At 42.9% G+C, this 15,354-nt stretch carries 12 protein-coding genes; 4 read left to right on the top strand and 8 right to left on the bottom strand.

All coding sequences use genetic code 11. From position 1 onward, the window contains the following. Positions 1-191: 191 nt before the first annotated feature. The 4 genes from F8N35_RS03295 (at position 192) to F8N35_RS03310 (ending at position 7,254) form a co-directional block, all read left to right on the top strand. A complete protein-coding gene (locus F8N35_RS03295) occupies positions 192-2,678 on the top strand; it encodes a glycoside hydrolase family 9 protein (RefSeq protein ID WP_293049928.1) in 2,487 nt (828 codons plus the stop codon). A gap of 47 nt (positions 2,679-2,725) precedes the next feature. Then, the gene (locus F8N35_RS03300) at positions 2,726-4,600 is read left to right on the top strand and encodes a hypothetical protein (protein ID WP_293049929.1); all 1,875 of its coding nucleotides are present in this window, start codon (positions 2,726-2,728) and stop codon (positions 4,598-4,600) included. 436 nt (positions 4,601-5,036) lie between these two features. Continuing rightward, a complete protein-coding gene (locus F8N35_RS03305; protein WP_293049930.1) occupies positions 5,037-6,512 on the top strand; it encodes a DUF5687 family protein in 1,476 nt (491 codons plus the stop codon). Positions 6,513-6,558: 46 nt separating this feature from the next. Beyond that, a complete protein-coding gene (locus tag F8N35_RS03310) occupies positions 6,559-7,254 on the top strand; it encodes an ABC transporter ATP-binding protein (RefSeq protein WP_293049931.1) in 696 nt (231 codons plus the stop codon). A 43-nt stretch (positions 7,255-7,297) separates the two neighbouring features. On the opposite strand, the gene F8N35_RS03315 is transcribed toward F8N35_RS03310, so the two are convergent. The 8 genes from F8N35_RS03315 to F8N35_RS03350 all read right to left on the bottom strand — a co-directional run bounded on the left by F8N35_RS03315 (position 7,298) and on the right by F8N35_RS03350 (position 15,352). After that, the gene (locus F8N35_RS03315; protein ID WP_293049932.1) at positions 7,298-8,344 is read right to left on the bottom strand and encodes a DUF1573 domain-containing protein; all 1,047 of its coding nucleotides are present in this window, start codon (positions 8,342-8,344) and stop codon (positions 7,298-7,300) included. 52 nt (positions 8,345-8,396) lie between these two features. Beyond that, a complete protein-coding gene (locus F8N35_RS03320; protein WP_293049933.1) occupies positions 8,397-8,810 on the bottom strand; it encodes a DUF1573 domain-containing protein in 414 nt (137 codons plus the stop codon). 255 nt (positions 8,811-9,065) lie between these two features. Further along, the gene (locus F8N35_RS03325) at positions 9,066-10,469 is read right to left on the bottom strand and encodes an NADH-quinone oxidoreductase subunit N (protein ID WP_293049934.1); all 1,404 of its coding nucleotides are present in this window, start codon (positions 10,467-10,469) and stop codon (positions 9,066-9,068) included. A 48-nt stretch (positions 10,470-10,517) separates the two neighbouring features. Then, positions 10,518-12,011, bottom strand: a complete 1,494-nt coding sequence (locus F8N35_RS03330) for an NADH-quinone oxidoreductase subunit M (RefSeq protein WP_293049935.1) — start codon at positions 12,009-12,011, stop codon at positions 10,518-10,520. A gap of 6 nt (positions 12,012-12,017) precedes the next feature. After that, entirely contained in the window at positions 12,018-13,958 is a 1,941-nt protein-coding gene (gene nuoL, locus F8N35_RS03335; protein ID WP_293049936.1) for an NADH-quinone oxidoreductase subunit L, read from the bottom strand. 3 nt (positions 13,959-13,961) lie between these two features. After that, entirely contained in the window at positions 13,962-14,276 is a 315-nt protein-coding gene (gene nuoK / locus F8N35_RS03340; protein WP_068703799.1) for an NADH-quinone oxidoreductase subunit NuoK, read from the bottom strand. Positions 14,277-14,324: 48 nt separating this feature from the next. Continuing rightward, positions 14,325-14,849, bottom strand: coding sequence for an NADH-quinone oxidoreductase subunit J (locus F8N35_RS03345; protein WP_293049937.1), 525 nt, complete (start codon positions 14,847-14,849; stop codon positions 14,325-14,327). Continuing rightward, complete coding sequence (locus F8N35_RS03350) at positions 14,849-15,352, bottom strand: 4Fe-4S binding protein (protein WP_293049938.1); 504 nt, start codon at positions 15,350-15,352, stop codon at positions 14,849-14,851. Before F8N35_RS03350 ends, F8N35_RS03345 begins: the two co-directional genes overlap by 1 nt. Positions 15,353-15,354 lie beyond the last annotated feature (2 nt).

The raw sequence follows: 15,354 nt of genomic DNA on the forward strand, positions 1-15,354 counted from the left end.
GAAGAATCATTTGCAGGATCAACGCTGTTGGACGATTGTGGCGGAACGTAAATCTGTTTTTTGACATAAATCCAATGGAGACAAGGTTTTTTCGTTGGAAATAAGCTAATTAAATACTACCTTCGTCCGGTTTCTTTTCTAAAAAAGAACCATTTATGCCGTTTTTTTACAAGATCTAATACAACACAACCATGAAAAAAGCCATCTTATTGTTTTTTTTGAGCGTTTTTATCAGCTCGGCAGGCTACTCCCAAAGCCTCAAGATTAATAGCGATCAATATTTTGAGATGCCGGGACTTAATGTAATGGTGTTTTACGATATTTATCCAGAAGGGCATCAGGGAGCTATCGGAATTATCCAGAATGGAACCCGCGTAGCCACCAACGGAGACCTGCGGCTTGAGCCCACTCCGGGGCAGTGGCAACCGATTCCCGCAAGTGGCAAGAGAGAAGTATTTCCTGACAAAAACGAAATTAGCATCAAATGTACCTACCCGGACGAAAGCCGTAATCGCAAAGGCTTTAATCCTGTGATATATCCCGATTTGAATTTTAGTTACAATGTAAGAGTTATTGGCGAAGGTAAGAAATTTCGTATCATTGTCGATTTGGAGAAACCTCTGCCAAAGGAGTGGATTGGTAAAGTAGGCTTTAACCTAGAACTGTTTCCGGGTAATCTGTTTGGTAAGGCTTGGTATGTGGATGGCAAATCGGGTATTTTTGCCAGACAACCGGTCAGCCCTATGCGCCAGGATAATGACGGAGCTTGGCAGGCATCGCCTATGGCCTCCGGCAAAAAACTGACTATAGCTCCGGATGCTCCTGATCAAACGATGGTAATCACAAGTCTCAAATCGGATATTCAACTACTCGATGGTAGGTTTTACCACAATAACGGATGGTACGTGGTGCGGTCGGAAGTGCCTGAAGGTGCCGTTAAAAATGCAGTAGAATGGGTGGTCGAGCCGAATGTTGTTCCCAATTTCAAACAAAAACCGGTGGTTCATATCAGCCAAATCGGTTATTTGCCAGACCAACGGAAGGTCTCCAATGTCGAACTTGATGCTTCGGAAACCCAGATCAAGAAAGTTTCTTTGATTCGTCTTGCCGAAGATGGAAAGCCAGAAGTTGCAAAGTCGGCTTTGCCGGTAAAATGGGGTAAATATCTCCGGTTCAACTATTATCAGTTCGACTTCTCGGATGTTAAGAAACCGGGAATGTATCAATTACAGTACGATAATTATACTACCGAGCCTTTTAAAATTGATAATGATGTGTATCAACGCGGCGTGTGGCAACCTACTCTGGAGTATTTCTATCCGGTACAGATGTGTCACATGCGGGTGAACGAAGGTTACCGGGTATGGCATGGGCTTTGCCATATGGACGATGCCTTGATGGCTCCTACCGATACCAATCACTACGACGGTTACATGCAGGGTCACTCTACGCTGACCCGTTTCAAACCTTACGAACAGGTGCCGGGTTTGAACATCGGCGGATGGCACGATGCCGGAGACTATGATCTACGTGTGGAATCACAGGCTGGTGCCGTACATAGCCTCGCTTTGTTGTACGAAGAATTTGGACTGAAATGGGATCAGACTACCATTGACGAGACAAACAAAGTGGTCGAGATTCACCGTCCCGATGGGAAACCGGACGTTCTGCAACAAATCGAACATGGCGTTTTAACGATTCTGGGAGGTTATGAAAACCTCGGACGGCTTTATCGCGGCATAATTGATCACGAATTGAGGCAATATGTTTTGTTGGGTGACGGTTCAACGATGACAGACGGTTTGAAATACAACCCGAAACTTTCTAAAACCGAGAAAACAGGGACAGAATCGGGCTCGAGCGACGATCGTTGGGTATTTACCGAAGAAAATCCGGGCAGGGAATTGTCCACTATTCCGGGACTGGCTGCTGCTGCTCGTGTTTTAAGGGGTTATAACGATACATTGTCAGGCAAATGTCTAAAAGCCGCTCTTGAACTGTATGCTAAAAATAATACCGCCTCTGATAGTCGTGGTTGGGGCATCGCGTTCAACAAGGTAAATGCTGCCTGCGAATTGTATCTTACGACTAACGATTCCAAATATTTGAATGATATTTATGCTGCTAAAGAAACGCTCTCGAAAAACCTGTTCTCTTCCGCAACTTATATTTCCAGAGTGTGGAACAGCTTGAAGAATGAGGAATTTAAGAGTGCTTTGTTACCGGCTTATCAACGTTTGAACGATCAGGTACAAAGTCAGAATAAACAGAATCCGTTTGGCGTTCCTTATCACATTGCCATTTGGGGAGATGGGTGGTCGATTGAACAGGCTGGTGTTCAACAATATTTTCTGCATAAGAACTTTCCGAATATTTTTTCTTCTGATCTGATTTTTAATTCACTTGATTTTGTGTTGGGCAACCATTTCGGCGAAAATACTTCGTCGTTCGTATCGGGTGTTGGTGCCCGTTCGGTGACTACGGCATATGGCCCAAATAGGGGTGACTGGTCGTCTGTTCCGGGCGGAGTAGTATCGGGTACGGGCATTATTCGTCCTGATTTCCCGGAGCTGAAAGTATGGCCGTTTATGTGGCAACAGACCGAGTATGTGATTGGTGCTGAGACTACCAATTTTATGTTTTTGGTATTGGCTGCAGAAAAACTAAAAGGGAAATAATGCCCAATATCAGATAGATAGCTTTAACCTTTAATCTTATAATCACTATGAAAAGAACAGTTCTGTTTTCTGTTTTGCCATTTTTGTTTTTGATGGGTGTCAAGGCAGGTAACTACAAGAATTTTCGCGTGACGACTTACGTCATTGTTCAGGATGTGAATAAAATGGGCGATGAAAAGAAGCTGGAAGCGGAATGGAATGAGTTCACAAAGAGCGTAAAGCCCTATAAAATCTATCTCGAGACTTTCCGTGACATGAATTTTGTGGACGAAAAGGCACTTCAGACTGCGATCAAATTTTTCAAAAGTAAAGGTGTTGAAGTAGAAGGTGGAATTACTTTCAACTCGCGGGGTTCGGTGACCGGACGTTGGGAGACATTCTGCTACAGCAATCCGGAAACGAGAGTGCTTATCAGGAAGATTTCAGAGATTGCTGCCAAATACTTTGACGAAATCTTGTTGGACGACTTTTATTTCACCAACTGCAAGTGTAAGCTTTGTGTTGCGGCAAAGGGCGAGCAGAGTTGGGCTAAATTCAGAACAGCGTTGCTCGATCAATCGGCTAAAGAACTGATTGTAGATCCGGTTCATGCCATAAATCCCAAGTGCAAGGTGATCGTGAAGTTCCCCAACTGGTACGAGCATTTTCAGGGACTCGGTTTCGATCTTGAAAAGATGCCTCATATTTTCGATGGTGTCTATACCGGCGACGAAACCCGTGACCCGAAAGGCGAGCAGCATTTACAGCCTTACGAAAGTTTTTCAATTTATCGGTACTTCAACAACCTGCGTCCCGGCTACAACTTTGGCGGATGGGTCGATAATGGAGCCAGTTACCTCGATATGTTTGCGGAACAATTGTGGATGACCCTGTTTGCTAAAACGCCTGAAATCACCATGTGGAACTATGGCGCAATGAAGGGAACTATTCGGGACACTCCGCGTCCGTGGAGCAAGTATAAAACGTCATTCGACTACGAAGATATGAAAGCGGAATCTGCTGCACGTGGAGTTACCCGGCTTACGTATGGTCGCGTTGCCGATTACGCCTTTGAAAAAGCAGATAAAATTTTGGGAAAACTGGGAACGCCGAAAGGCATTAAGTCTTACAAACCGTTCCATTCAGTAGGCGAGGATTTTCTTCAGAATTACATGGGTATGATAGGCGTTCCGGTGGAGATTGTGCCCGCATTTCCCGAAAATAATGAGCTTGTGTTGCTGACCGAAACTGCTTCTAAAGATCCCGATATTGTAGCTAAAATCAACAAGCATTTGCTCAACGGAGGGGAAGTGGTGGTCACTTCGGGCTTTTATCATGCCATGCAGGGCAAGGGCATTGAAAATATTTGTGAGATGGTTTACACAGATCGCAAAGCTGATATTGATACTATCATCGTACCGGGCGGTTGGTGGAGAAAGCCGTATAAGACTGCGGTAACCATTAAAATACCGCAAATGACTTATATGACCAACGACTCATGGGAAGAGATTTCGACCCTGAGTTATGGTAACGGGTGGCCATTGCTACAGCGAAATTACTATGGAGCCGCCAATTTTTTCGTGTGGGTGATTCCTGAAAATTTCAGTCATTTATATGCTTTGCCCGATGCAGTGCTGAATAGTCTGCGTAATTTTATGGACAACGAAATCGGGCTACACATCGAAGGCCCGTCTCAGGTAGCACTATTCCCATACGACAATGGTACTTTTGTGGTAGAGTCGTTCCGCGACGAACCAGTGACTATTAACGTAGTAACCCGCAAGTCAAAAAGCATAAAAGATCTCGATAGCGGAGAGGTGATTAAAGGAGCCAATTCGCAGGGCGATCGGGTGCTAGGACGGAAGAATTATGAAGTGACAAAGTACAGCGTTGTTGTACAGCCGCACTCTTTCCGCGGATTTTCTGTTGATACGACCAACTAACACGGACAGTGAACGATTCTGAATCAGTTCAGTAACGACAAAGGGCAGGCATACACGCTGCCCTTTGTCGTTTTAGAATGTGTGGTTTCAAAAGTCGATAATTAATAGATATTATATCGATTAAGTGTATATAAGTCTCCATTGCAGACCTCTCCTCCCAACCTCCTCCCCCAAGGGGAGGAGGAGCAAGGCAGTGAAATGTTTAGAATTCAATTCATTTAGCAGATTTCCCCTCTCTTCGGGAAAGGGGCAGGGGAGAGGTCAAATGCGAAAAATAAGAAATGAATTAATCGGTATAATGCATAATTTTTGAAAAAAAACAGGAGATTGGTGTAAGTTTTTTTGATTATTGCGTCTAATATGATAAAGCATTTGAAACTCAAATTTGACGTTTGATAAATTTATATACCTTTGTTGTGTTAAAAAATAAATGAATATGATTTTGTTAGAGTTAGTAAAGCATGAGTGGCAGAAAGGAATTCGTTCGTCAGGATTCTATAAAAATGTTGCTGTGAGTATTTTCCTGGGGGTGTTTTCACTCTATATGGGAGGATTGTTATTCTTTATGGGCTTTTCTCTAAATAAAATATTAGAGGAAGTGCCGGGAGGAACTCCGATGGAACTGTTCAATGGAGCTATGCTTTACCTGCTACTCACAGGCTTGTTGCTGCGCTTCATGATGCAACAATTGGGTACGGTCAACCTCAATTCGTATCAGGTGTTGCCGGTTAACCGCTCCCTGCTGATCAATTTTCTGTTGCTAAAACCACTGGTTAGTCTTGCAAATTATGTGCTGCTGTTAGTGGTAATTCCTTTTGCGATTCGTTCGATGGCAGCTTATTATACAGGAGGAGTAGCACTGCGGTTTGTGGTGGCATTCGAACTGATGGTTTGGTGCAATTCTCTGTTGGCATCATTTCTGAAACGACGGTTCGGTTCGGGATTATTGTCATTCATATTGGTGCTGGTGGCTTTCGGTGCGATCTTTTTACTTGAATATCTGCATGTTTTCTCCTTGTTTGCAATTTCCAGGGCTCTTTTCGGTTTTATAGTGATGAATCCTATCGGATTGCTGATTCCGTTAGGAGCTGTTGTCGTTGCTTTTTTGCTCAATAAATGGTTTTTTGCACAAAATTTCTATCCTGAAAAATTCAATAGCAAGTTGCAAAATTCGCGCACGGCAACCGCCGATCTGTCGTTTCTCGATCGCTTCGGGGTTATCGGAGAGTTAATATCCGTCCAGATAAAATTGATGTTGCGGCACAAAAGGACACGTACCTTGTTATTCTTGTCAGCGTTTTTCCTTTTATACGGCCTAATGTTTTATACGAATGAACATTACGGCGATGGCATGATTTTTTTCTGTTCCATGTTTATGACCGGCATCCTGATGTTTATTTACGGGCAATGGTCGATTAGTTGGGACAGTGCCCATTTTGATAGCATTCTGACAAAGAATATTCCGGCACGGACATATATCCTTTCCAACTATTACCTGATGCTGGCGTTCAATGTTATTTGTTTTATTCTGACTACGCCCTATTTCTTGTTCGGCACCAAGATTATTTATATGCACCTGACGGCATTTCTGTTCAATACAGGATGTAACATCATTTTCCTCTTGTTCTTTGCTACGTTCAACAACAAGCGGGTTGACTTGTCTCGTTCGTCGGCCATGAATTATCAGGGGACTACCTATAAAAGTTTTCTTATTGTTTTACCCATCATGTTTTTCCCCATATTGTGGGTCAATGTATTGTCGTGGCTGACATCTCTGTCGGTTGCAATGTGGTCACTGGCAGCCATGGGTTTGGTCGGCCTCATTTTTAGAAAGCCATTGCTCAACCTTTGTGTAAAGCAGTTTAATAGCCGTAAATACATTATTGCGCAGGGATTTCGCGAGGTAGAATAGAGGCATTTACATTCTTTCAACCTTAAACTTTTAACTTACAACTCATATGATACAAGTTTCCAATCTTAAGAAAGCATACAACGGAGTAACCGTTTTGAATATTCCGGCATTGAACATCCCCAAAGGCGAAAGTTTCGGACTGGTAGGCAATAATGGGGCAGGGAAGACCACTTTTTTCCGTCTTATTCTTGATTTGATAGAAGCCAACGATGGAGAAGTCCAAATCGACGGACAGAAAGTTGCCCGCAACGAAAGCTGGAAACCGTTTACCGGTTCATTTCTCGATGAGGGCTTTTTGATTGATTTCCTCACGCCCGGCGAATATTTCAAGTTTGTCGGCAAACTCTACAATAAATCGGAGGGTGATATAGCTTTGTTTCTCGAGTCGATGGAAGAGTTCTTCAATGGCGAGATCAATGGCAGTAAAAAAATGATTCGTGAATTTTCGAAAGGGAATCAGAAAAAGATTGGCATTGCAGCAGCGCTTCTTGGTGATCCTCAAATTTTGATTCTGGACGAACCCTTCACTGCGCTCGATCCATCCTCGCAAATACGCCTGAAACGCCTACTGAACGATCTGCAAACCCGTTTGGGAATAACCATGCTCATCTCCAGTCACGATTTGAACCATGTTACCGAAGTCTGTAAGCGAATTGTAGTGCTAGAAAAAGGCGATGTGGTGAAAGATATTGCCACTGGCGAAGATACCCTCAAAGAGCTCGAAAGCTATTTTGCGGTATAACTACTGATAGGGCGACCCTGTGGTCGCCCTTTATTCTCGATTTCTATCGTATCGTTTCCCAGCTGACGGGCAGTTGAAGATCCGTTGTTGCCGGAGAATTGGTCATCAGGTTGACGTTTTCTATTTTTTGTCCGATAGAAGTGCCGGTTCTGACGGAGAAGCTAATAGTCGCGGTTTGTCCCACCGCAATGCCTTGCTGTGGTAATTGGGCTGTGATGCAGTTGCAGTCAGAAAAAATCTTGCGGATAATCAACGGCGACTTACCCGTATTGCGTATTTCGAACTTTCCTTTTACAGTTTCCCCACATTTTATTTTGCCAAGACTTACTTGCTTTGTCAGCAGAGCGGCAACTGGAGTAGCTACTTTTTGAGCAGGAGTCAGTTTAGAAAAATCTTCCGAAATAAAACCTGTGATGGTCAATACGTTATTTTTGGAGCTCGCTACATCATTATTCCCGACCAATACTACCTTATCACTTCTAAATCCCCATTCGTTTATCAGAGAAGTATTGCAAGAAAATTGAATGCTGCCTTTTTGACCGGGAGAAAGCGTTTTCGGCTGTACGGAAGCTGTAATATGTTTGGGTAAGTTACCGATAGAAAGCGTTATCGAAGAATCAGATGTGTTCAGTACCGGTATTGACATCACCTTCTTTTCTCCTTTGTGCATCTCTCCGAGAGGTATGATGGTCGATTTTAATTTTACCTTTCCGAAAGCTATCGGAAAAGCTTGTGCCTGCGACAGGGGTTGGGCAATAACTGTTCCGTGAATGGAAAGCTGCACAATGCTTTCCGTTGAATTGTTGTTAACGGTGATTGTCTTGGTGAATGTTTCTGGCCGGCCTGTGGCCGAATAGGTGACGGTGATTTTTCCTTTGGCTCTGGGAGCTATGGGCTGTTTTGTCCAACTGGGTGTAGTGCAACCGCACGAAGCAGTGACTTGTTGGATCACCAGTGGCGCTTTGCCGGTATTAGTGAAAACAAAGTCGTGTGTCACCTTTCCGGTTTCTTCCTTTATGTTGCCAAAATCAAATCCTCTTGATACAAATGAAATGACAGGCTTCTCTCTGTATTGAGAAAAGCCTGTCATTGCGATGCACAAGAATAAACTGAAGAGTAAACTCCTGAACATTGAATTAGTATTATTTCGTTGCTGTAACCTGAGCTGTAGCTTTCGGGGTAACCTGTCCTTTAATAGTTAAGATTACAGGATTTTCAGCCGAATTGTTGGTTACTGTTATGCTTTTCTGGAATGAACCAGGACGACCAGCTGCCGAATAGGTGACAGTGATGGTCCCTTTTGCACCCGGAGCAATCGGTTCTTTCGTCCATGAAGGAGTGGTACAACCACAGGAAGCTGTTACCTGTTGAATTACTAATGGCGCTTTTCCTGTATTTGAGAACGTAAATTCGTGAGTGATTTTGCCGGCTTCTTCTTTTACAGTACCAAAGTCATAGCTTTTTTCTGCAAATGATAAAACAGGTTTTGGACCGTCTTGTGCAAAACAAAAGGCTGTAAAGCAAAGCAATAAAGCAAAGAAAGATAATCTTTTCATGTCGATGATGGTTTAATTTTTATAGTGTAATAGATTCTTCTCAAATTGATTTTTCTTAAAGCGCACTCGTTTGATAATAAGCATCAAAGAGTAACGCAAAGTTATGAAAAAAGACAAATTTTGATTTCCCACGAATCATAAAAAATATTTATTTCCATGAATGCAATTCGTCAGGCGTTTGTAAAGAGATGATTATAAAACAAAAAGACCCGAAACGAGTTGCGTCCGGGTCTCCTGTATGAATTATTTATGCGATCAGAATCTGCAAAGAGAGTCGATATATTGATAAATTGGGGTAACAAAGCCAATTGCAATCAGACCGATAAGGCAAATGTAAAGGGCTGTTGTTAACTGACGGTTTCTGTTGAGAGGAGCCAGGTGGGCTTCATTGTCATCGATAAACATGTATTTCACAACGCGCAAATAGTTGTAAAGTGACAATACCAGATTCACCCCGGCAAATCCTAACAAAACGTACAAGCCGCTTTTCATTCCGGCAGTCAACAGGAATAATTTACCAAAGAACCCGGCAATAGGAGGAACACCTGCCAACGAGAAGAGTGCAACAGCCATTATCAAGGCATAGAAAGGATTCGATTTGTAAAGTCCCTTGAATGATTGAAGCGATTCAGAACCGGTAGAGTCTGCTACTGCGCTGATAACACCGAATGCAGCGATATTGCTTAATAAGTAGATCAGAACGAAATACACTACCGAGGCAGAACCGATTGTTGAGGCGGCGGTAATACCCACCAAAACAAACCCGACCTGAGCAATGGATGAAAAGGCAAGGAATCGTTTTGCGTTTTGCTGACGTAGCGCAAAGAGATTACCAACCGTCATACTGAGAATGGAAACAATGCTGATACCCAACAACCAGGCTTCTTTCAAACCTCCGAAGAGTGAATAGAGAACTGTAAGGAAAACGAAAATAACAGATCCTTTACTGATAACCGACAGGAAGTTGGTTACAGCGATAGGAGAGCCTTCGTAAACATCGGCAGTCCATAAGTGGAAAGGTACGATAGACATTTTGAATGCAAATCCGGCAAGGATAAATGCAAAGGCAAACAATGTCAGCACATTCGGATGCAGGTTGGCAATTACAGATGCGAAAGAAAGATTTCCTACAGCTCCGTAAAGCAACGAAATACCGAACAACATAATACCTGTTGAGAATGCGGAAGACAAGATCAACTTGATACCGGCTTCAGAAGAGCGTTGTTCTTTAAGGTTGAAGTTCGACATGGCAGCAATAGGAATTGTCGACATTTCGAGTCCCAGATAAAGCATCAGGATATGTCCGCTTGAAAGCATTACATATACACCGAAAATACTACTGAGCATCAATAGGTAGAATTCTAAACGGTATTTTGACTGCTCAAGCCATGCATATGAGGTAAGAGAGATCAACAGCAAACCAAGATTGATGATGTTTTTTTGTAAAACAATCAAACCGTTAGTGCGGAAGAAATCTGAAAAATAGCTGCCTTCACTCAATGGTAACCAACCGGCGATAAAGTTAAGCAACAGAAGCACGTTCATTGTGTTTAGGAAACACTTTACGTTCGTGTCAAAACCACGCAGCGACATTATAAAAATTGCCAGAATGAGTGCTGCAAGGATAATCTCGAACCGAAACATCAAAACTATATCCATGTATCTTTAATTTACTGTATTACAATTTCAGTTATATTATGGCAGATCTTATTTGCCTACCACGGCGATAAAACGACTTACGATTGAAGTTGTATCTGCATCGATCAGGTGAATGAAAAGGAATGGCGCCAAACCGATGATTAAAATACCAAGTGTCAACAGGACTGCTGCCGAACGTTCGCTCCAGGTAGCGTCTTTGAATTTGAGGTATTCTTTATTGGTAACAGTTCCCCAAATTGCAAAGCCAACTGCACGAAGAATATAAACGGCAGTTACAACGATAGAAGCACAAGCTAAAATTGTTGCAACCCGGTAGAATACTCCGGTACGTTCCCATGAACCTACAAACACTGTCATTTCAGAAACGAATCCACTGAAGCCCGGAAGACCGAGTGAACATAACCCTGAAATAATGAATGCAGAGCCAATAAATGGCATTTGTTTCAGCATACCACCCAGTTCGTCTGCCTGACGAGTGTGAGCTCTGTCATAAATCATACCGATGCTGGCGAAGAAGAGGGCTGTCATGATACCGTGTGATACCATTTGCATTACCGCTCCGGTAACCGCCGCTTTTGTCAACATGGCAATACCAAGAATAACAAACCCGCAGTGACTAACGGATGAGTATGCGTTCATATACTTGAGGTCTTTTTGCATCATGGTAGCAAAAGCACCGTAAATAATTGCAATGGATGCTGTGATGATGAAGATCCAGGAAAGTTCCTGAGCTGCATCAGGCAAAAGGTAAGTCGCAACACGCAAGCAACCATAACCACCGAGTTTCATTGAAATACCGGCGAGGAACATCGAGGCTGCTGTAGGAGCCGAAGAGTGACCGTCAGGTGCCCAGGTGTGGAACGGGAACATGGCTGTAAATACTCCGAAACCGGTAAAGAGCAACACATAAAGGATACGTTGTGTCTCGATTGGAATGTGCATTTTAGCGATTTCCTGAAAATCCCATGTCTGTGCACCGGTGAAGTAGAACAAGCCTAAGATACCGATGAAAACAAGAGCAGAACCGAACATCAGCATCAAAGCCAGTTTCATTGCGCTGTAATCTTTACGTCCGCTTCCCCATACGCCGATCAACAAATATTTTGGTATTACGGCAAGTTCCAGGAAGAAGAACATTACAAACAGGTTGGTAGAAATAAAGAAACCATAGGCACTTAAACTGAGCAATAAGATCAGGAAGAAGAACTCTTTCACCTGTTTGCCAATTTTCCACGAAACCAAAATCCCTGCAACCACCACCATGGCAGTCATCAGAATCATCACCAGAGAAATTCCGTCAACGGCTGCGCTGAAATAGATTTGCAACGGAGCAAACCATTCGTAACTGCTTTCAAGCAACATTTGCCCGGTTTCACCTGCATTGCGGAGGCTTACATAATAAGCGGTAATGCCAATTGCTAAAAATAACTGTACAATACTTCCCGAAAGCGCTGTCCATCTGACAACCTTATCCTTCTTTGCAACCAGAATGCCCAGGGCTGTAATGACGGGGAAAACGAGTAATAATGATAGAATATCCATTGGGTATTACATGAATTTGAGGATTAATAAAGCGGCAAGCAATAACACTCCTCCGAGGAAGAACATGGTGTAAGATTGCAAGCGGCCGGATTGCATCGGTTTGATAGCTCTTGACGTAGCAACTGTAGCTTCGGCAGAACCATTGATGAAAAGGCCATTCACTACAGTACGGTCGAACCATGCAGCAGGACGTCCTACTAAGTTGAACAATACCTTTTTGGTAATGAACAGATATATTTCATCAATATAGAACTTGTTATAAGAAGCTTTGTACAATGCATTGATAGAAGATGCGATTTTATCCGGTACATCATTCTTTTTAGCATACAACAGGTAAGCAATGCCAATACCGATCAACCCGAATGCTACAGGAGCAATGGAGAAAGTCAAATGGAATGGAAGCTCCATTGCTTTGCCGTCTGCACTTACAAACGAACCGAAAGGAATCCAACCTGCGAGTGCAGCACCTACAGCCAGAATAATCAAAGGAATATTCATTGCCCAGGTATGACCTTCGTGATTGTGGCTGTGTTCGGGAACCGGATTGTACCAGAATATGCGGAAGTACAAACGGAACATATAATAAGCAGTCAAACCGCTGGTAAATAAACCAACATAGAAAATTGCCGGATGGCTATGGAAAGCGGCTGCCAAAATAGCTTCTTTACTGAAGAACCCGGAGAGACCCGGAACCCCTGCAATTGCCAAACATGCAATAAGGAATGTTATGTGAGTGATGGGAAGTGATTTCCGCAGACCACCCATGTCTTTCATTTCGTTGCTGTGAACCGCATGGATTACTGCACCGGCACCAAGGAATAACAGAGCTTTGAAGAATGCATGAGTAAAGAGGTGGAACATTGAACCGGTGAAACCTTCGCTGTTTTCAGCGCCCCAGCCGGCAACTCCAAGACCAAACATCATGTATGCAATTTGGGAAATGGTAGAGTAGGCGAGTACCCGTTTAATATCGGTTTGTGTACATGCTATTAAAGCTGCAAACAGAGCAGTAAATGCTCCGATGTATGCAATAATCAATAAAGCATCAGGTGCTGAAATAGCAAATACAGGGAAAAGGCGGGCAACTAAGAATACACCGGCTACAACCATCGTAGCAGCGTGGATCAAGGCCGAAACAGGAGTAGGACCTTCCATAGCATCGGGTAACCAGATGTGCAACGGGAACATGGCCGATTTACCGGCACCACCCATAAATACGAGTAACAGAGCCCATGACAGAGCCGACATACCCATAAAGCTGGTAGCTGTGAAGTTTGCCAGATAAGGAGAACCTGCCTGAGTCAAACGTTCAATGATGGTAAAGAAGTCGAGTGATTTTGTATTGTAGCTCAACATCAGGATCCCGATGAGGAAACCAAGGTCAGCAAAACGTGTAACGATGAACGCTTTCTTGGCAGCTGCAATAGCCGATGGTTTTGTAAAGAAGAACCCAATCAGCAGGAAGGACGAAACACCTACCAACTCCCAGAAGATATACATCTGGAAAATATTTACAGCAATAACCAAACCCAGCATTGAGAAAGAGAACAACGACAGGTAAGCATAATATCTTTCAAAGTATTCCTCACCTTTCATGTAGCCGAGACTGTAGATGTGAACCATTGAAGAAACGATGGTGATCACAAGCAGCATCATGACAGAGATAGGATCGAGAACAATACCCAGATCAATCGAGAGATTTTCAGTGAATTTCAACCATTGGAATTGCAGGGCAATGTGTTTTTCATGCACACCACCTACCAAACCGAAATCGAAGAAATAACCGGCAGCAACGTATATAGCAAGAATAGCAGTTGTTACCAATGACGCACAGCCAATCAGACCAGAGACCCGGTTGCTGAGTCGATTACCGAACAGACCCAAAACAATAAAGCTGAGTGCCGGTAAGATTACAATTAAAAGTGCAGATAATTCGTAGCTATTCATAGTTTAGTATTTCATTGTTGTGGTATCTTCAATATCAATGGTCTTGAATCGACGATACAGATTAATGATAATAGCAATGGAAATAGATACTTCTGCCGCAGCAACCACAATGATGAACATGGTGAAAAAGACACCTTCCAATTGATGCGGAAAAAGATACTTGTTAAAGGCGATGAAATTAATATTCACGCTGTTGAGTATTAGTTCCACCGACATAAGCATCGTAATCAGGTTACGACGGGAGAAAAAGCCGTAGACGCCCAAAAAGAAGAGCGTGGAACTTAATATTAAAATGTGCGATAAGGGGACTTGTTCCATATCTTTATATATTTACTCGATAATAGGTTTATTAATCAGCCTTTGAAATTATTTTTCCGTTTCCTGGCTCTTTTTAATGGCAATCACAATGGCTCCGACCAAAGCTGCAAGCAACAGGATGTTGATTACTTCAAACGGGAAAACATAGCCATATTCGCTATAGTTCAACATTTGTAAACCGATGTTGTGAACGTTAGGCTCAACAGGAGTGACGCCAACAGCAGGTTTGAATACAAATTGAGAAACAACCCAGGTGGTAAAGCCTAACCCGGCTACAGCCAAAGTTCCCGAAAGTAGTTTTTTGCTTACTTTGGCTTTGGGCAGTTTCTGACCGGAATGGTGTGTAAGGAAAATAGAGAAAATAATCAAAACTATGATCCCGCCTACATAAATAATGATCTGTAGAGCACCGATGAAATCAACATCCCAAAGGAAATAGAGACCGGCAACAAAGGTCAACGATAACAACAGGCTGATAGCAGCTCTGAAAATCTTGCGGCTGAACACGGTCAGCGCTCCGAAAACAACCACTAAGGTTGCCAGGATATAGAATATAATTGTCGATGCACTCATTATTCTTGTACTTTAGCAGTTACTTTTGGTTTTTCTTTCAGTTTTGATCCCGGCTGGTTAAGTATCTTTGTCAGAGTACTACGATCAAAACAACTTAATTCGTATGAATTGGTCATTTTGATGGCATCTTGCGGGCAAGCATCAATACACTGTTTGCAGAAAGTACACATTTCCAGGTGGTATACCCACTTGTCGAGCACTTTTTTCTTTTTGCCATCTTCCGTTTCCACCTGTTTCGAAATGATCTGGATGGAATTGTTGGGACATGCCAGCTGACAAAGCGTACAAGCAGTACACTTGTGTTCGTTATTTTCGTCGTGAATCAAAATCACTTCTCCGGCAAATTCATCAGCCACACTTGGATTATTACGGTTGTCCGGATAATTTTCGGTGATGATAGATTTCCAGGGAGTAACGAAATACTTTAGGGTCAGCAAAAGTCCGTTTGCAAGCGATACAAACGCAAATGCGACCTCTTTCAAATAGTTATATAGTGCTTTCACTC

The organism is Paludibacter sp., assembly GCF_009712605.1.
Lineage (GTDB): Bacteria > Bacteroidota > Bacteroidia > Bacteroidales > Paludibacteraceae > Microbacter.